14 protein-coding genes and 1 pseudogene are annotated in these 17,984 nt (G+C 45.0%); 10 read left to right on the forward strand and 5 right to left on the reverse strand.

The annotated features are described in order from the left end of the window. Position 1: 1 nt before the first annotated feature. Positions 2–952, reverse strand: a complete 951-nt coding sequence (rluC, locus tag GSF13_RS16055; RefSeq protein WP_211866271.1) for a 23S rRNA pseudouridine(955/2504/2580) synthase RluC — start codon at positions 950–952, stop codon at positions 2–4. A gap of 610 nt (positions 953–1,562) precedes the next feature. Here rluC and rne point away from each other — a divergent pair. Both rne and GSF13_RS16065 read left to right on the forward strand, forming a co-directional pair. Next, the gene (gene rne, locus GSF13_RS16060; protein WP_211866273.1) at positions 1,563–4,970 is read left to right on the forward strand and encodes a ribonuclease E; all 3,408 of its coding nucleotides are present in this window, start codon (positions 1,563–1,565) and stop codon (positions 4,968–4,970) included. A gap of 148 nt (positions 4,971–5,118) precedes the next feature. Then, the gene (locus GSF13_RS16065) at positions 5,119–6,777 is read left to right on the forward strand and encodes a SulP family inorganic anion transporter (RefSeq protein ID WP_010605005.1); all 1,659 of its coding nucleotides are present in this window, start codon (positions 5,119–5,121) and stop codon (positions 6,775–6,777) included. Here the strand turns inward: GSF13_RS16065 and GSF13_RS16070 are convergent. Beyond that, entirely contained in the window at positions 6,764–7,639 is an 876-nt protein-coding gene (locus tag GSF13_RS16070) for a LysR substrate-binding domain-containing protein (protein ID WP_211866275.1), read from the reverse strand. The genes GSF13_RS16065 and GSF13_RS16070 overlap by 14 nt on opposite strands. 95 nt (positions 7,640–7,734) lie before the next feature. On the opposite strand from GSF13_RS16070, the gene GSF13_RS16075 reads away from it, so the two are divergent. Next, complete coding sequence (locus GSF13_RS16075; RefSeq protein WP_069022378.1) at positions 7,735–8,856, forward strand: S-(hydroxymethyl)glutathione dehydrogenase/class III alcohol dehydrogenase; 1,122 nt, start codon at positions 7,735–7,737, stop codon at positions 8,854–8,856. A 56-nt stretch (positions 8,857–8,912) separates the two neighbouring features. Then, a pseudogene (fghA, locus tag GSF13_RS16080) lies at positions 8,913–9,754 on the forward strand (S-formylglutathione hydrolase). Positions 9,755–9,852: 98 nt separating this feature from the next. On the opposite strand, the gene GSF13_RS16085 reads toward fghA, so the two are convergent. Continuing rightward, on the reverse strand, positions 9,853–11,751 hold the full coding sequence (locus GSF13_RS16085; protein ID WP_211866277.1) for a beta-ketoacyl synthase: 1,899 nt from the start codon (positions 11,749–11,751) through the stop codon (positions 9,853–9,855). A gap of 117 nt (positions 11,752–11,868) precedes the next feature. Here GSF13_RS16085 and GSF13_RS16090 point away from each other — a divergent pair, with 117 nt between their 5' ends. Beyond that, positions 11,869–12,861, forward strand: a complete 993-nt coding sequence (locus GSF13_RS16090; RefSeq protein WP_010605009.1) for a helix-turn-helix domain-containing protein — start codon at positions 11,869–11,871, stop codon at positions 12,859–12,861. Positions 12,862–12,883: 22 nt separating this feature from the next. On the opposite strand, the gene GSF13_RS16095 is transcribed toward GSF13_RS16090, so the two are convergent. Together GSF13_RS16095 and GSF13_RS16100 are read right to left on the reverse strand one after the other, a co-directional pair. After that, the gene (locus GSF13_RS16095; protein ID WP_211866279.1) at positions 12,884–13,360 is read right to left on the reverse strand and encodes a transcription elongation factor GreAB; all 477 of its coding nucleotides are present in this window, start codon (positions 13,358–13,360) and stop codon (positions 12,884–12,886) included. Beyond that, complete coding sequence (locus tag GSF13_RS16100) at positions 13,357–13,791, reverse strand: hypothetical protein (RefSeq protein WP_010605011.1); 435 nt, start codon at positions 13,789–13,791, stop codon at positions 13,357–13,359. The genes GSF13_RS16095 and GSF13_RS16100 overlap by 4 nt, the downstream gene beginning before the upstream one ends. Positions 13,792–14,097: 306 nt before the next feature. On the opposite strand from GSF13_RS16100, the gene ccoN reads away from it, so the two are divergent. The 5 genes from ccoN (at position 14,098) to GSF13_RS16125 (ending at position 17,981) form a co-directional block, all read left to right on the forward strand. Then, positions 14,098–15,531 (forward strand): cytochrome-c oxidase, cbb3-type subunit I, encoded by a 1,434-nt coding sequence (gene ccoN, locus GSF13_RS16105; protein ID WP_010373997.1) that lies wholly within the window; start codon positions 14,098–14,100, stop codon positions 15,529–15,531. Positions 15,532–15,543: 12 nt separating this feature from the next. After that, positions 15,544–16,218, forward strand: coding sequence for a cytochrome-c oxidase, cbb3-type subunit II (gene ccoO, locus GSF13_RS16110; protein ID WP_010373994.1), 675 nt, complete (start codon positions 15,544–15,546; stop codon positions 16,216–16,218). 5 nt (positions 16,219–16,223) lie between these two features. After that, positions 16,224–16,409, forward strand: a complete 186-nt coding sequence (locus tag GSF13_RS16115) for a cbb3-type cytochrome c oxidase subunit 3 (RefSeq protein WP_010373992.1) — start codon at positions 16,224–16,226, stop codon at positions 16,407–16,409. Further along, on the forward strand, positions 16,406–17,371 hold the full coding sequence (ccoP, locus tag GSF13_RS16120) for a cytochrome-c oxidase, cbb3-type subunit III (protein ID WP_102056969.1): 966 nt from the start codon (positions 16,406–16,408) through the stop codon (positions 17,369–17,371). Before GSF13_RS16115 ends, ccoP begins: the two co-directional genes overlap by 4 nt. A gap of 118 nt (positions 17,372–17,489) precedes the next feature. Then, the gene (locus GSF13_RS16125) at positions 17,490–17,981 is read left to right on the forward strand and encodes a FixH family protein (RefSeq protein ID WP_010605013.1); all 492 of its coding nucleotides are present in this window, start codon (positions 17,490–17,492) and stop codon (positions 17,979–17,981) included. The last annotated feature ends 3 nt before the right edge of the window (positions 17,982–17,984 follow it).

Raw genomic sequence — 17,984 nt, forward strand, 5'->3', positions numbered from 1 at the left:
GTTACTTCCTTAATTTAACTAAGCATTCTTCCAAAGCCCCATCCAATGGCGCCTCTACATGGTGTGTCGTTTCTGTTTTTGGGTGCATAAATCTGAGTTCTTTGGCATGCAAAAACAGCCTATTTAATCCCACTTCACGCATTTTGGCATCAAACACCTGATCGCCATACTTATCATCACACGCAATCGGATGTCCTTTGCATTGAGTATGCACTCGGATCTGGTGCGTTCTGCCTGTTACTGGTGACGCTTGCACTAAAGTTGCGGACTCAAAACGCTCGACGACTCTAAAACGAGTATGAGAAGGCTTGCCTTGCTCATGATCCACTCGCACCACTCGCTCACCTGACTTTAAGGTATTTTTACGTAGCGGTTCGGTGACATTTTTATGTTTGGCATCCCATTGCCCTGAAACCAGCGCAAGGTAATTCTTCTCCATGGTCTTTTCTCTTAACTGTTCATGAAGTCCTTTAAGCACAGCGCGGCGCTTTGAAATCAACAAACAACCCGATGTGTCGCGGTCCAAACGGTGCACCAACTCCAAACTTTGCTCTTGTGGGCGTAATGCTCTTAATGCTTCAATTAAGCCATAGCTTAAGCCGCTGCCACCATGTACCGCCATACCGGCTGGTTTATTTATAACTATCAGATACTTATCTTCATAAAGAATGGCATCTTCTAAGTTTGCGACTTTATCTAGATTTTTAGGCACAAACTCTGTTTTCTCCGCAACACGCACAGGTGGGATACGGATTTCATCATTGATTTGTAGTTTATATACAGGCTTCACCCGCTTTTTGTTTACGCGCACTTCCCCTTTACGAAGAATTTTATATACGGCGCTTTTTGGCACCCCTTTCAAATGCGTAACTAAAAAGTTATCGATCCTTTGACCTTCTTGGTCTTCCGTCACGGTAACGAAGCTAACTTGTAATGCGGGTTTCTCTGACATTGCCTAATCACTGATTTGAGTAATAATTTAGTTGCTATCTCGACATTATTAGTGGGATAATCAGGCCGCAAATTTTTGCGAGGTGCTTTTTATCGCAAAAACAATATCGTGATGCACATCTTGGATGGCAGATCATACAGATTAGAGCTAATATTTCCAAAGCTTTTATCATGCATCTAAGATAAACACGTGCGAACAGTCAGTGCGAAGCGCGTAATATTTCGTTTAATGACTGGACACGATGAACAAACCAAAAAGCAAGAAATTAAAATTTGTCTGATACGTTTACCACAGTTGCAGTAATACCCGTGCATAGCAGGCCGCAACTCGTGAATAACCACAAAGCAATCAAGTCAAAAGATGGTGATAGCCAAGCTTGGCAAACCAAGCTCAACTTGCCCCGTGCATGACTACTTTGTGAAACGAATAAACGTGCAAAGAGCGAACGATGGATCAGTGATTTTACCCTGATTTAAAGCGGAAACTGTGAATATGTTCCCTTTCCCCCAGTCGTGAGACTGCATCATTTAATAGGAACATCCAAGGTGTAGCACGCTGTCGCTGGCAAGACGTATCAGGCGCTGTAAATAATTAAGTAGAGAATTACAATATGAAACGTATGCTGATCAATGCAACGCAGCAAGAAGAAATGCGCGTGGCACTGGTTGACGGCCAGCGTCTATACGATCTAGATATAGAAAGCCCTGGTCACGAACAGAAAAAAGCCAATATCTATAAGGGTAAAATTACCCGTATCGAACCATCCCTAGAAGCCGCATTTGTTGATTATGGCGCTGAGCGTCACGGATTCCTTCCTTTAAAAGAAATCGCTAAAACGTATTTCCCAGATGGCTACACATTCAACGGTCGTCCTAACATCAAAGACGTGATCAAAGAAGGTCAAGAAGTCATCGTTCAGGTTGATAAAGAAGAACGTGGTCAAAAAGGTGCGGCACTTACAACGTTTATCAGCGTCGCTGGTAGCTACTTGGTATTAATGCCAAATAACCCAAGAGCTGGCGGTATTTCACGTCGTATCGAAGGTGATGAGCGTATTGAGCTTAAAGAAGCATTGAGTCGCTTAAACGTACCTAAAGGTATGGGTCTTATCGTACGCACCGCGGGCGTAGGTAAATCTTTCGAAGAACTAGAGTACGACCTTAAGGCGCTACTTGTTCATTGGGACGCAATCCAAAACGCAGCAAATAGCGGTAAAGCACCTTTCTTAATTCACCAAGAAAGTAACGTGATCTTCCGTGCTATTCGCGATTATTTACGTCGTGATATCGGTGAGATCCTAATTGATAAACCGCGTGTTTTTGAAGAAGCGAAAGCGCATATCGAGCGTTTCCGTCCAGATTTCATCAATCGTGTTAAGCTTTATCAAAACGATGTGCCGTTATTCACGCATTATCAAATTGAGAGTCAGATTGAGTCAGCTTTCCAGCGTGAAGTGCGTTTGCCTTCAGGTGGTTCTATCGTTATTGATCCAACAGAAGCACTCACTTCTATCGATATCAACTCGTCAAAAGCGACGAAAGGTGGCGATATCGAAGAGACTGCGCTGAATACTAACCTAGAAGCGGCTGACGAGATTGCACGCCAGTTACGTTTACGTGACTTAGGTGGATTAATCGTTATCGACTTTATCGATATGACTCCGCCTCGCCATCAACGTGAAGTAGAAAACCGCTTGAAAGAAGCCGTTCGTACTGACCGTGCTCGCGTGCAAATCGGTAAGATTTCTCGTTTCGGCTTATTAGAAATGTCGCGTCAACGTTTGCGTCCGTCTTTAGGTGAAGCGAGCCAACATACGTGTCCACGCTGTGACGGCCAAGGCACCATTCGCTCAAACGAATCCATTGCTTTGTCTATCTTGCGTCTAATCGAAGAAGAAGCGATCAAAGATAATACCGCTCAGGTCAACGCCCAAGTGCCTGTCGCTGTTGGTGCTTATCTATTAAATGAAAAGCGTCGTTCTGTGCAACGCATCGAAAAGCGCCACGAGTGCCACGTTGTTATCATCCCTAATCAACACCTAGAAACACCTCACTATGAAGTGGTTAGGTTGCGTAAAGATGAAACAACAGAAGCTGCAAGCTATGAGCAGATCACCGCGCCAGAGCCTGAAGTCGTTGAAATTGCTCGAGCTCAAGCGATTGTGAAAGAGGAGCCTGTGTTAAAAGGTGTTGTTATGCCTGATGCACCAGCACCGGCGCCTGCGCCAGCCCCTACTCCAGCTCAAACAGCAAAACCACAAACGCGTAAGCCACAAGCACAACCTGCTCAAAACGGCACCAGCCTGTTTGCAAAGATTGGCCAATGGTTCAAGAGCCTATTTGCTAGTGACAGCGATAACCAAGAAGAAAACAAGCCTTCTGAAGAAAAATCATCACGCGATAACAACCGTGATAATCGCCGTCGCAATAATAACAATCGTCGTCGTAACAATAACCGCCGTCGTAACGATCAACAAAAAGACACAACGGTTGAATCGAAAGACGAAAACAACAGTAACGAGCAACGTGGTGATAACCGCAAACGCCGTCGTCCAAATAACAGAAAGCGCCAAGATCAGGACAAAGCAAACCGTCCAGCTAAGGAGCCTGTAAACGATAACGTTGAAACGGTTGAGGCTAAAGACGCGCCAGTTAAAGAAGCGACAGTAAAACCACGCAGACAAAGACGTAATCTTCGCAAGAAGGTACGTGTGGAAGAAACCAATGCGCAGGATACTAACACGTCAGAGCAAGCTAGCACTGAAGAAGTGAAAGTAGAAGCAAAGCCGCTTGAACAACCAGCGAACACGGCAGCTGAGTCTAAAGCTGAACAAAAGCCAAGGCAAAGAAAAGCGAAACCTGTCGCTGACAAATCAGAACAAGAGTCTGCAACTAACGAACATGTAGCAGCACCTTCTGAACAATCTGACGTACACGCTCAAGCAAAGCAGCAAGAAACTGCTAACACTGAGCGCCACGAACAAAACGATGTTACCGAGGTGGTATCTGCCGAACTTTCAGAATCGCAAAATGATGACGAAAATAAAGAAGGCCGCACTCGCTCTAGACGTTCTCCGCGTCATCTGAGAGCGGCAGGTCAACGTCGCCGTCGTCAGGATACGCCTGAAAAAGGTCAAGCTGCTGCATTTGTGCCCGTTGCAGATCAAGCAGCTGCAGAATACGAAGCAGAGCTAAAAGCAAAATCTTCTTCTGACATTGACGTTCAAGAAGGTGTACAGCAAGACGCAAATACAGTTGAGACTCAATTGTCACCTGAAGCGGTAACTGAAGATAATGCGCCAGCGGCAGAAGTGACAGTTTCTGAGACACACACTGATGCAGAGCAGCATGTCGAAACTAAGCCAGCCGAAGCACGGGTTGACGAAAATGCAGCGCAAGAAGCGGAGCCTGTAAAAGAAGTTGAGGCAAGTACTGCTGAAGCACCATTGCAACAAGCTGCACAGCCCGAAACATCCGCAAGCGCTGACGAAGTAGTCGCAGAAGCAGTAGAAGCTATGCCGCCAGAAGCAGCAAAAGAGGTGAAAGCTGAGCCAATCGCTGACACAGTAGAGGCTGAACAAGTTGAATCGACTGAGGAAAAAGTTGAGGCTGAAACTGCAGTTGTAGAAGAAACTCAGGCTTCTGACACTGAGGCAACACCTGAAGTTCAGGAGCCTGCAGCCGAGGCACCGGCAACAGAAGCGGTTGTGGAAACAACAGCTGCTGAAACAGTTACTGAATCTTCAACTGAAGATACACCAGTCGCTGAAACAGTTGAAGCACCTACTCAACAAGTAGTAAACGGCAATTCAGTACAAAGCCGTATACGCTTCAATCAAACGGCTGCCGCGCCAATGACAAAGGCACAAAGTGTGATTGAGGATGTCGTGGTAGAAACACCATCTGCGATGCCACATGAACAGCGTCAGACTGTGGCGAATAGCGGATTAGGTGTTGGCTCTAAGTCACCAACAGGCAGAGCAAGCGCCGACATGGCCTCTCCTGCTCAGGTTGACTAAGCAGTAATTGAAAAGCCAGTCTTTTTAGACTGGCTTTTTTGTGTCCGAATTTTACTGAGCAGACAAATGGTAATACCAGTCCTTCGTAGCACTCCGTGTTATTTATCAGTAGAATGCCGTCAATTCTTTGATCGTTAAAGTCAAAAGTATGATCACACTTAAGAGATTTAAAAACGCCTCTTTAAAAGGTGACCTATTCGGTGGTGTAACCACTGCAATTATTTCTTTACCACTCGCACTCGCTTTTGGTGTTGCCTCTGGTGCTGGCGCAGAAGCTGGGATGTGGGGCGCAATTTTAGTTGGCTTATTTGCCGCGCTGTTCGGTGGTTCAACCTCCCTAATTTCTGAACCAACCGGCCCAATGACTGTTATCATGACAGCAGTACTCACCGCCATGATGAGCAAGTACCCCGAAAATGGTCTTGCGATGGGCTTTACTGTTGTCATGATGGCAGGTGCTTTTCAGGTTTTACTCGGTACGCTCAAGTTAGGTAAATACGTTACCTTGATGCCTTACAGCGTCATCTCCGGATTTATGTCTGGTATTGGTGTTATCCTCATTATTTTGCAGCTTGCTCCTTTACTTGGACACCAAGCGCCTGCAGGTGGTGTTGTTGGCACTTTGTCTAATTTGCCCAGCCTGCTAATGGATTTACACTTTTCTGAGTTGTTCCTCGGGGTGATCACACTTGCAATCTTATTCAAAATGCCAAGTAAGTGGCGCCAGTACGTCCCCGCTCAACTGGTCGCACTCGTCGCCGTTACACTGCTTTCAATTATTATTTTTGATACCGATAGTATTCGCCGCATCGGAGAAATTCCAAGTGGCTTGCCAAGTATTGTGTTGCCAGTATTATCACCAGAGCTATTCGTTGAAATGCTTATCGACGCATTGGTACTGGGCACTTTGGGCTGTATAGATACGTTACTAACAGCAGTAATAGCCGACAGTTTAACGCGAACCGAACATGATTCTGATAAGGAGCTCAGAGGCCAAGGTATTGCCAATATGATAGCTGGCCTTTTTGGTGCATTGCCAGGTGCTGGTGCAACGATGGGAACTGTGGTCAATATTCAAGTGGGCGCTCGCTCGCCCATTGCTGGCATATTCAGGGCACTAATTTTGATGGCCGTAGTCTTTATCGCGGGCAGCCTGACCGAGCCAATCCCAATGGCGGTGCTTGCAGGTATTGCAGTGTATGTTGGTTTTAATATTCTGGATTGGAGTTTTATCCAGCGTGCTCATAAGCTTAGTGTCAGTCAAATGGCGATTATGTATGGCGTAATGCTCCTTACCGTTTTTGTTGACCTGATTGTTGCCGTGGGCCTTGGCGTATTTATCTCTAATGTGATGATCATAGAGAGATTAAGCCGAGTGCAAGCTAATCATGTTAAAGCAATTAGCGACAGTGATAGCGATGAAGATGTGCCACTAACAAAAAAGGAAAGCGAGCTGTTAGATAAAGCCAACGGTAAACTATTATTCTTTTATCTTTCCGGGCCAATGATTTTTAGCGTCTCAAAAGCAATCGCAAGACAACACCGCAAGATTAGTGAATACAAAGCCATGGTATTAGATTTAAGCGACGTAGCTATGATTGATGTCACCGTGGGCTTAGCCATTGAAAATGCGATTACAGATGCGCTTGATGCTGACTGTAGCGTGTTTATCTATTCACCGAATTTGGAGACCACCGATAAGCTCAAGCGCTTAAACATTCATGACCGTCTAGGCGACCGTGCATTTTGTGATAGTCGCGAGATAGCGCTCAGTCAAGCCATTGATACTATGGCTAAAACTTATTAAAGTGCGCACTTAAGTGATCCAGTAATAACCGTAAGCTGGTCGCGACAAATTGTCTGGGTGGATACAGCGCCCAGACGCCCTCTTCCTCAGGTCTAAAGTTGGTTAGTACCTCCGTTAACTCACCACTCTCTAGCGCCTCTTGCACGTAATAATGTGGTAACTGTACCAAACCTAAGCCTTGCTTTGCTGCTTCCAAGAGCCCCCAACCACTGTTGCAACGCAGTGGCCCCGCCACTTTAATTTGTCGCGTTTTACCGTGCTCAACAAAGCGCCATTCGCTACTATTGCCAATCAAACATTTATGATTGCCAAGCTCAGCGAGCGTATGCGGTTGGCCAAATTGATTTAAATAGATATTCGCGCCACACACCATGGTTTTACGTGTGGTTAGCCGTTTGGCGCGCAGTGATGAATCCTGTAACTTACCGAGTCGAATTGCCAAGTCAAAGCCCTTATCGAGCAAGTCGACTTGATTGTTCGTTAAATGCATTTCTACCTCAACTTTGGGATACAAACGCATAAAATCAACCACGGCAGGCATGACATAAGATTCGCCGTACATTACCGGTGCGGTAAGCTTAAGTTTGCCTGTTGGCTGTCTGTCACGTTGACGGATTGCAGCAGTGGCGTCATCTAATCCATGCTGCAAATGCTTTGCGTGAGATAAAAACACTTCACCTTCCTGAGTCAGCGCTAATTTTCGGGTGGTGCGCGTCAAAAGTTGTATGTTGAGCCGCTCCTCTAACATTTTCACTCGGCGACTAATTTGCGCAACCGAAGTATTTAACTGAGTTGCAGCCCCACTAAATGAGCCATTACTCGCGACCGCTACAAACTCATCAATGCCAATCCATCTATCCATTATTACATATACGTAAAAGTCTTTATGATTTTTATAGATTATCAAAAATCATAATGTAGTTATACTGCTATCAACTTTTAAGAAAGGAACAAACCATGTCTGAATTTATTAAATCTAAAGCAGCAATCGCTTGGGGCCCAGGTCAACCGCTTAGTATTGAAGAAGTTGATGTTATGCCACCGAAAAAAGGTGAAGTCTTAGTTAAAATCACCGCAACAGGCGTATGTCATACCGATGCTTTCACTTTGTCTGGCGACGATCCTGAAGGCGTATTCCCAGCAATCTTAGGTCATGAAGGCGCAGGTATTGTTGAAGCGATTGGTGAAGGCGTTACCAGCGTTGCCGTTGGCGACCACGTGATCCCATTGTACACACCGGAGTGTGGCGAATGTAAGTTTTGTAAGTCTGGTAAAACGAACCTTTGTCAGCAGATCCGTGAAACCCAAGGTAAAGGCTTGATGCCTGATGGCACAACCCGCTTTTATAAAGACGGCCAACCAATTTATCACTACATGGGCACGTCAACGTTCTCTGAGTACACTGTGCTGCCAGAAATCTCTTTGGCTAAAGTAAACAAAGCAGCGCCTCTTGAGGAGATCTGTTTGCTTGGCTGTGGTGTCACCACAGGAATGGGCGCAGTAATGAATACCGCTAAAGTGCAAAAAGGCGATACCGTCGCCATTTTCGGCCTAGGTGGTATCGGCTTGTCCGCTATCATTGGCGCGGCAATGGCTGGCGCGAGTCGGATCATCGGTATCGACATCAATGAAGATAAGTTTGAGCTGGCGACAAAGCTTGGGGCAACCGATCTTATCAACCCGAAAAACTTCGACAAACCTATCCAAGAAGTGATCGTTGAAATGACCGATGGCGGTGTGGATTTCTCGTTCGAATGTATCGGTAACGTAGATGTTATGAGAAGTGCCCTTGAGTGCTGTCACAAAGGTTGGGGTGAGTCTGTCATCATCGGTGTTGCAGGCGCTGGACAAGAGATTTCAACACGCCCATTCCAATTGGTTACCGGTCGCGTATGGCGCGGCAGTGCTTTTGGTGGCGTAAAAGGTCGCTCAGAGCTTCCTGAGATTGTTGAACGCTATATGGCTGGTGAATTCAAACTCAATGACTTTATCACTCATACCATGAAGCTCGAAGATATTAATGAAGCCTTTGATTTAATGCATGAAGGCAAGAGTATCCGCTCAGTGATCCATTACTAGTACCCGCTCAAGGACGCACAGGTTGCGTCCTATTTCGCTTAATTAAGGAGCACTTGATGGAACTGATTTCCAGCAACAAAGTATCCGGGGGTTGGCATAAGCGCTACACACATACCAGCCAGTCGACGCAGTGTGAAATGACCTTCGCCATTTTTTTACCTGAAATTGTCAACGAGGGACAACAAGTCCCGGTTTTATATTGGCTCTCAGGGTTAACCTGCAGCGATGAAAACTTCATGCAAAAAGCAGGTGCGTTTAAAAAAGCCAACGAGCTTGGTATCGCTATTGTCGCACCAGATACAAGCCCGCGCGGAGAAGGCGTTGCAGATGACGAAAATGGCGCTTATGACTTTGGTCTAGGTGCAGGGTTTTACGTCAATGCGACACAGGCGCCATATAGTCAACATTACCTAATGTATGACTACGTGACTGAAGAATTACCTCAGTTAATCGAAGCCCACTTCCCGGTTAGCCCGCAAAAAGCCATTAGTGGTCATTCCATGGGGGGCATGGTGCATTAATTATTGGGCTTAGAAACCCTGATGCCTATACGAGTATCTCTGCGTTTAGTCCAATCGTTAACCCAAGTAACTGCCCTTGGGGTCAAAAAGCGCTAACAGGATATTTAGGGGACGACAAACAGCGTTGGCAACAATATGACGCGACCGAACTATTGTCGCGCTATATTAGTCCAACAAAACGTCCGATACTCATTGAGCAAGGTTCAAGTGACCAGTTTTTAGACGAGCAGCTAAAGCCTTGGTTATTCGAACAAGCTGCAGAAAAAGCAGGCTACCCTATCACGCTAAACATGCATGAAGGTTACGATCATAGCTATTTCTTTATCTCGAGCTTTATTGAAAATCATCTTGAGTTTCATGCTAACTATATGAGATGAGCCTGACTGCCGCTTGCGCTTTGAGCACTAAGCTAAAAATAAAAAGGCGTACTCCCTGTACGCCTTGCTTGCTTAACATTATTCTTTGTATCAAATCATCAGATTAAATCGCCGTATGGATTCGTTGGACAAAGCTGTATACTTTGCTCGAACCCAGGAATGGCTAACTCTTGCTGACTTAAATTCAATTCAGACTCATCAATCATGCCATTGCCAAAACGGTAAATGAGTTCGTACTGACCATAATCGGCCGCTTGCTGATATGCAATTTGCCTTTGTGTTGTAATGGCAAGTTGTTGCTCATAATTTGCAAACTCAGCTTGGCTATAGCGCTTGCTTAGTAGCTGCTTCGTGAGCTTTGGAGAAAGTACAGTTGCCGTTGCATTGTTGCCGCCAAAGCCCTTGGAGTTTATAAAGGCGATATCCATTGGCTCGCACTCATAGTGCTCGGTACGAATATCTAAATGCTCGGCGTGAACATCTTCTGCTACTGCATTGATTGTGGTGATCCCGGGCATAATATTGTATTCAAATACCCCAAGTGCCATCGCAAGCTGGTCGCCAGACGCCGGCGCGATGGTATGACCAACATAAGCTTTTGGCGCCGCCACTTTCCAACCATTAATCGCAAAGGTTTCTGCAATTTTGTGATAGATACGCGACTCAGTAACCCGGTTTTGTGGTGTGCTTGAGCCATGTGCCAAAATAAAGCTGCGTTTTACTAAAGCCTCTGTGCCTGCGATTTGCTGAGCCAGCGCGACCGATTTTGCCATGGTTATATAGTTACCAGGTCCAGGTGCCGTAATCGACTTTTTCACGCCGTCTGCATTGACATATACGTCAGCAATCGAGCCCATGATCTGCGCGCCAAGTTCAATTGCTAAGGCGTCATCCATCAAAATCGCCACTTGTGCCCCTTCACCAATTGTAAAGCCACAGTTTTCACCAAAAGGACGACTTGTTTTGCGATAATCTACATGCTCAGTACCATCAAGTTTACGCAAACCTTCTTCATTTGCGAGTGCGCCCATATTACCGAAGCCTTCGATGATCTCTGGTGTAATGGCACACTCAACACTGGCTACAATCGCCACTCGAGTACGGCCAGCCTGAATATCATTCACTGCAGCGCGGAGGTTATATAGAAACGTCGCACAGGCACCTGATGTCGTAAATGTTGTGCCAACGCTACCAGTAACATAAGCATTGATAAAGTCAGTGGACATGGTGTTGAGTCCTAGCGCTAACTGCTTAGTGCTTACTCGGTCGCCACGCAAACGACTACGTACTAATCCACCTAAGCCCTCATCATTCATTTGCCCTGCCACAGAGGCGGAGTAAGTGCCGATTTGGTCCGGTCGCACGCTGTTCATTACCTTGTCCCACTCAAGACCCGTTGAGCGGATAGCGTCGGTTGCAGCAAAAATCGTCGCCTGAAGACCGCGTGGTTGGTAACGGCTGTTATACATGAGTGACGGCTCAAAGCCTGTTGGTAATTGACCTGCGGCTTTAATTGGATTGTCTCTATAGCTATCGTGCTTAACTTCAATCTGGTCCGCAATGGTTACTTCAACCGTTTTTGGATCGAGCTCAATCACTTGCCAAGCTGCAGGAACAGGCTCTGGTAAGTCACGTTTACGACAACTGAATACTATCTTGCTATCATCATTTGCTTTCATTGTGAGCTTTTGCTGCCAAGGGGTCGCATCTACATCAAAATGGTTTTTTTCGATTTTACGGATCAACGTTCCCGCTAAGATCTGCTCACCAAAACGCGACTCAATCTCCATCTCTTGAACGACTTGGTCGTTTTGGTCAATCAGCTGGCCATCTTCATAACGCACTAAGTTCATTAAACTCGCAAGGCCCAAATAGGTCTCTTGTCGGTCTTTAGCATTTAGCTTATCAAGTACAATACGTTTGTAGCCTTGATGGAAAGAGGTGCGCCCCGCGGCGTTAATTCCCCCCATTCCTACAATAATTGGCAATGCTGTCATGTCGTTCCTACTTCTGAACTAAGATAATGATTTGATTTTAATTGCATTCGAATTTAAGTTTTTACAAAATACGCCACATATAAATCATTTTTCGCCAAAATTAAGAGGTCGGAGCAGATGAAATCCTATACTAAGGTCGCCATTGTGCTTTACAAGCATATGCTCGTTACCAGTGTCACCTTACCGCTGGAAATGCTCAAAGCCGGACAAGCCTTTGCTAAAGTACATCTAAAAGAGGCTTATGTTCCTTTAGAAGTTCTCCTTTGCAGCAGCCAAGGCGAGGCGGTCAACGCCGATAATTACCTGACACTTGAGGCACAAAGTGACTTTAGCTCATTGCCTTTATATGACTACATTATTGTGCCAAGTATATGGCGAAATCCAAGACCTATTGTAAGACAAAACCAAGCGCTGAGTGAGTCACTTGCGGATGCATGGGGAGCAGGAAGCACACTGATAGGTGTTGGTACAGGTGTTTGCTTTTTAGCAAGTTCAGGCCTGCTTGACGGGCATTCAGCAACGACCCACTGGCATTTTGCCAAACAATTTTCTCAGCTATACCCCAATGTTGAATTAAAACCGGATTACTTTATCACTCAATCAGAGCGGATCTACACTGTAGCCAGCTTAAATGCGCTGGCTGATGTTATTGTACATATTATTGAACTACTGTACGGGATAGATGCCGCACACCATGTGCAGCAAAACTTTTCTCATGAAATTCGTAAACCATACGAAGAACAGCGCTATTTAGAAGGGGCTGTGGACCGTCATGCTGACGAGCAAATTGCCGCAATTCTATTTTGGCTGAAAAATAACGCCGCATCGGAAATCTCTTTACCCGCTGTCGCGGCGCAATTTGATTTGAGTTATCGCACCTTTAACCGCCGCTTTAAACAAGCAACAGGACAAACCGCCGTTGCCTACTTACAACAGGTGCGTATTGAGATGTGCAAAGAGCTACTCGCGAGCAGTAATCTCTCCATTCAAGATATTGCCCTCGCTTCTGGATTTAATTCACAAGGGCAATTAAGCAGAGTGTTTAGGCAATTAATGGGAAAATCACCAAGCACATATCGGGCAATAGTAAGAAAGAAATTGTTCTCGTAAACAGGCCCTAGGTTAAACCACTCTACAGTATTTGCATCACGGTTAACATTTGTTGTTGGCCGTTGAAGAAAAATGAAATATCTTCGTCTACCGTCAACCCCTTTAACCGCTTGCCAAGGGGCGCATCAAACGTTAACACCAACACTGGTGTTTCTTTATATTGGATTTTTAGTCCGCCTTCGCAAGGCGCAAAATAGAACCAATGACAGTTGCCCTGCTCGTCTTCAATTTCAACTAGTGCGTTATGTGCAATTGTATTGCTTACAGCTAGAGCCAACTGATTCAATATTGTTTGTTTTGCCAAATGCATGGCATCAACGCGCTCACTTTGTCCTTCTGCCAAATACCCATATTCGATACTCAACGAGTCATATTGTGTTTCAGCAGCACTTTGTTCATGGGTAGCATCAGCACGTGCACTGTTTGCCGCTTCAGTGGCTTCAATCAGCTTTTGTTCAAGTGCAAACTTGAGGTATTCGATAAAAACAGATTTATTCATTGGTAGTTTACAGCTATTGGATGACTGGTAGTAACAGACTGGCCGTTAACGGTTAGCGCTAAACGTAAAATCCAACGCATAGATTTATCCGTGCAAACACCGACCATGGTTTTTGCTATCAGTGTGTTTTTGTCAAAGAACACGGGAATTCTCCCCATGTTCATATTTTCTCCCTCAAGCCATGCCGAAACGACCTCTACTTTAGTCGCACTTTTTAGCCCAATGGTAAATTCTGTTTCAGGTTGAACCTGCTCTGAGCCTAGATAAATCTGCACTTGTGGAGTTAAATCACAGGGCGTTGAAAAATTACAGACATTTCTTGTTACTGAACTTTCACTTTTTTCTGAACTTTCATGTATAATAATAGTCGGGTCTGAACAGGCCACGAGGAAAACACCTAGCAACCCGATTGTTAATTGCTTTGCAATCATGAGGGATTTACCGTCACTTCTGAATCCTGCGCAGTGTACGCAAGTTTCAGGGCAAATGCTAGGTTGCTTAAGAAGCGAACAAAAAGCGCGTGAAAACTTGATTGATGTCATAATTTTAGGCGTTTTAGGTATCTTTTCATAAGCAAAAAAATTATCATTTCCTCGCAAAAATAAAGGTTTCTCGGGCTGGTTAGGTTTTCACTCATCTTTTGAGTTAAAACATGACGGGCTTGAAGAAATATAACTAGGGCCTGTAATTCAGGTAATTCATTTCTAATCGCAATAAATTGCAGCGGAATCCAGAAAATGAGCCAAACAGTAGCATCACAAACTGAGTACAATTATAAAGTTGTACGCCAATTCGCTATCATGACAGTGATTTGGGGCATTGTTGGCATGGGTGTAGGTGTATTTATCGCAGCGCAACTTGCGTGGCCTGCGTTAAACTTCGACATTCCATGGTTAACTTACTCTAGACTTCGTCCGTTACACACGAACGCAGTAATCTTTGCATTTGGTACAAGTGCACTATTTGCAACCTCTTACTATGTTGTTCAGCGCACGTGTCAAACGCGCCTGTTCTCTGACAAACTTGCCGCATTTACCTTCTGGGGTTGGCAAGCCATTATCGTATCTGCGGCTATCACGCTTCCTCTGGGCATTACTTCTTCAAAAGAATACGCTGAACTAGAGTGGCCGATTGATATCGCAATCGCGGTAGTATGGGTTACTTATGCTGTAGTATTCTTTGGTACTCTTATCAAGCGTAAAGTGTCACACATCTATGTAGCAAACTGGTTCTACGCTGGTTTCATTATCACTGTTGCAGTGCTTCACATTGTAAACAGTATGGCTATTCCTGTATCACTTACTAAATCTTATTCAATCTACGCAGGTGCAGTAGATGCGATGGTTCAGTGGTGGTATGGTCACAACGCAGTAGGCTTCCTACTTACCGCTGGTTTCTTAGGTATGATGTACTACTTCGTACCAAAACAAGCAGGTCGTCCAGTGTACTCTTACCGTCTATCGGTTGTTCACTTCTGGGCTCTTGTTTCTCTATATATTTGGGCAGGTCCTCACCACCTTCACTACACCGCACTACCTGACTGGACACAGTCTCTAGGTATGGTGATGTCAGTTATCCTATTCGTTCCTTCTTGGGGCGGTATGATCAACGGTATCATGACGCTGTCTGGCGCTTGGCACAAACTACGTACTGACCCAGTACTGCGTTTCTTAGTTGTGTCTCTATCGTTTTACGGTATGTCTACGTTCGAAGGCCCAATGATGGCTATTAAGTCTGTAAATGCGCTTTCACATTACACAGACTGGACAGTAGGTCACGTACACTCTGGTGCACTAGGTTGGGTTGCGATGATTTCTATCGGTGCAATTTACCACCTAATCCCTGCCCTATTTGGTCACGGTAACATGTACAGCATCAAGCTAGTTAACACGCATTTCTGGCTACACACTGTTGGTGTTGTGCTTTATATCGTTGCAATGTGGATCTCTGGTGTTATGCAAGGCCTAATGTGGCGCGCAGTAAATGCTGACGGTACATTAATGTACAGCTTTGTTCAGTCACTAGAAGCTTCTAAGCCTTTCTATATCATGCGATTCCTAGGCGGTGTATTCATCGTAGTTGGTATGCTGGTAATGGCTTACAACGTATTCCGTACGGTTACTGCAAAAAGTGGTCAACTTGCCACTGATGCAAACCCGCAAGTGGCTTAAGGGGTATTGAGTATGAGCAACAATAACTCAACAAACAAACACGAAATCGTTGAAAAGAACGTTGGCCTGATGGCTATCCTAACGGTATTCGCGATTAGCTTCGGTGCACTAGTTGAAATTACTCCACTAATGTTCCAAAAAGATACCACTCAGCCAGTAGAAGGCTTACGCCCGCTTACCGCGCTTGAAATGGAAGGTCGTGACATCTTCGTACGTGAAGGTTGTTACAACTGTCACTCACAGATGGTTCGTCCATTCCGTGATGAAGTTGAGCGCTACGGTCACTACTCTGTAGCCGGTGAGTCAGTATGGGATCACCCATTCCAGTGGGGCTCTAAACGTACAGGTCCAGATTTGGCACGTGTTGGTCAGCGTTATTCTGACGACTGGCACTATGCGCACTTAATGGATCCTCGCTCGGTGGTACCTGAGTCAAACATGCCAGGCTACCCTTGGCTTGATAGCACTAAAGTAGATACCACTTATACTCTGAAAAAATTACAAGTGTTCCGTGATGCATTTGGTATTGATAAGTCGTCAGACCGCTACAATGGCAAAGGCTACGGTGATGATGCTGAACTACAAGCGCAAGTGGATGAAATCCACGCGATGAACGGTGGTGAAGGTGCGACAGAAATGCAAGCACTTATCGCTTACTTACAACAACTTGGCACACATTTGAAGTAATTGTTATGGATTACGGCACATACAGAGGCATTTTGACTCTGGTAATTTTGGTACTGTTTATAGTGATTGTTGTGTGGGCATATAGCAAGCGCTCTAAGCGCCGTTTCGACGACGCTGCTAATGCCATTTTTGAAGATGAGAAAAAACATAACAACACTATCTCTAACGAGGAAAAGGAGTCTGAAAAATGACTAGCTTTTGGAGTATTTGGGTTATTGTACTAACCCTAGCGTGTCTAGCTCTGATTTTCGGCCTGCTAATTTGGAACCTGAAAAACTACACAGGTGTCAAAGAAGGCGAAAGCTGTGGTCACGAGTTCGACGGAATTGAGGAATTAAATAATCCACTACCAAAGTGGTGGACTTACATGTTCTTCGCGACTTTTGTTTGGTCAGTATATTATCTTGCTGCTTACCCAGGTCTTGGTAACTTTAAAGGTTTCTTAAACTGGACGAGCTCTAACCAAGGTATTACTACCTTGGCAGAGTCTAAGAAAGCAGTCGCTGAAGCACATGAAAATGGCCAGTGGGTACAACTTGATAAAGAAGTTGAAGCAGCACAAGACCGTTTTGGCCCTATCTTCCAAGAATTTGCAAAGCAAGACGTACTTGCGCTTGCAAAGAATGAAGAAGCACTTGAAATCGGTCAACGTTTATTCTCGCAAAACTGTGCTCAGTGTCATGGCTCTGATGCTCGTGGGGGCGCAGGCTTCCCTAACCTAACTGATAAAGACTGGTTATATGGTGGCACGCCTGACAAGATCAAAGAAACACTGCTTAACGGTCGTGTTGCAGCGATGCCAGCTTGGCAAGATGCACTTGGTGATCAAGGCGTAAAAGAAATGACTGCTTATGTACTAAGCCTTTCTGGACGTACTGTTAACCAAAAAGATGCTGAAGCAGGTAAAGCTAAGTTTGCAATGTGTGCAGCTTGTCATGGTATGGATGGTAAAGGTTCTGTTGCACATAACCTGCCGTTCGGTGCACCAAACTTAACCGATAATATCTGGCTATACGGTGGTTCTCAACGCGCAGTTGAAGACACACTTCGCCACGGTCGTGCGGGTGTTATGCCAGCATGGAAAGATATCTTAGGTGAAGATAAAGTACACCTTCTAACAGCGTATGTTTATAGCTTGTCACAAGACCAATAAGCTTAGCTTTTAGAACATTATTTGAGATCAAAAAAGCCTCCATTTGGAGGCTTTTTTTTAGGTATTTACCGCAACTTACGGTAGAATACGAGCAAGTTTTATAGCCATGTGAGCAACTATGAACCCTACCCCTTGGTATAAGAATTTTTGGCCTTGGTTTTTAATTTTTTTCCCACTCGTTACTGTCGTTGCCTGTGTTTTTCTCATCACGTTTGCAGTCGGTAATGGTCCTGATATGGTCGTTGATGACTACTACAAAAAAGGTAAAGCAATCAATCTAGAGCTGAGTAAGTTTGATAAAGCAAAAGCGCTCTATTTACATGGTGACCTGCAAGTAGCAGAGCAAAAAGTCACCTTTAAATTTACCAAGGGCGACGCTTCTAAAGTTCATGCATTAAAGCTTTCGTTTTACCACCGCACTATTGAGAAATACGATTTTGCAGTCACGCTGACTAAAAACGCCAGCGGCGAGTTTACTGGCTTATTTGATGAACCACATAGCGGTGTATTCACGGTATTTATAGAGCCTATGGACAACAGTTGGAAAATGAAAGAAAAAATCCAACTGCCACATGATGGTATTATCGCGGTCACTCCACAGTATAAGTAAGCT

The sequence above is a fragment of the Pseudoalteromonas sp. M8 genome (assembly GCF_018141365.1).
In the GTDB taxonomy this organism is placed as follows: Bacteria; Pseudomonadota; Gammaproteobacteria; order Enterobacterales; family Alteromonadaceae; genus Pseudoalteromonas.